Origin of the sequence: Hansschlegelia beijingensis (assembly GCF_045505405.1) — a bacterium.
GTDB lineage: Bacteria > Pseudomonadota > Alphaproteobacteria > Rhizobiales > Methylopilaceae > Methylopila > Methylopila beijingensis_A.
On the sequence record NZ_JBJKEX010000636.1, the window covers coordinates 1 to 866 of the forward strand.

Consider the following 866-nt stretch of genomic DNA (forward strand, 5'->3'; position numbering starts at 1 on the left):
CGGCGGGACGCGGCGCTGCAGGGGCGGGAGCAGGCGGCGCGGCCTGGGCCTTCGCCTCGCCGGGCGTCAGGACCCGTCGCTTCACCTTCTCCACCACCACCGCATTGGTGCGGCCATGGCTAAAGCTCTGCCGCACCACGCCGGATTCCGACGGACGCTTCAGCGTCAGCGTCTTCGGCGAGGCCGTCAGAGTCTTATCGCCCGTATTCTTCGTATCCGTCATGCCCTGTCCGTTCCTACGGGCTTGTCGCCCGACCCTGCATCCGTCGACCGGGCGGCGTCCGCCGGGTCTGACCCTTCGCTCACGTCCCTGTACCGCGCGAGCGCATCGCATCGCGCGAGAAAAGCGGCGCTGACCGGGCCTGCGAGTAGCGCTGCATGTACCACATTCGACCGCCCCAACGCCAAGTCCAATTGCCCGGAGCGGAACAGCCGCACCCGACGGACCTGCGCGGACCTGCCGAGCCGGGTCAGCACCTGGCCGAGCTTGCGCACGCCATCCGGGCTCGCATCCGCGGCCTCGATCAACGCCACCACGGGCTCGCCCGCAAGCGCCGCCTCAACCTTCGAGAAGCCGCACGTCAGCCGGCCCGCCTTGTTGGCGAAGCCCAACATGGCGAGCGCCTGCCGCTCGATCAACTCGTCCACCCGCTCGGGGAGTTCCGGATCGACCTGAACGGGCTCCCGGAATCCACGCGCGAAGGCCTTGCGCTTGATCGCGAGCCGCACCGCTTCGGCGTTCGCCGTGACCCAGACGCCGCGCCCCGGAAGGGCGCGCTTCAGATCGGGCACGACGGCTCCGTCCGGCGCGCGGACGAAGCGGATCAGCTCCTCCGCCGGCAGGACGGCCCGCGTCGCCACGCAGG

At 70.7% G+C, this 866-nt stretch carries 2 protein-coding genes; both read right to left on the reverse strand.

The window, feature by feature from the left end; translation table 11 throughout:
• The coding region (locus ACIKT0_RS19300; protein WP_407106884.1) for a translation initiation factor IF-2 associated domain-containing protein at positions 1 to 223 on the reverse strand (223 nt) is incomplete at its 3' end.
• Positions 220 to 866: RNA-binding protein (locus ACIKT0_RS19305; protein WP_407106885.1), on the reverse strand; the 647-nt coding region annotated here is incomplete at its 5' end. The genes ACIKT0_RS19305 and ACIKT0_RS19300, both read right to left, overlap by 4 nt.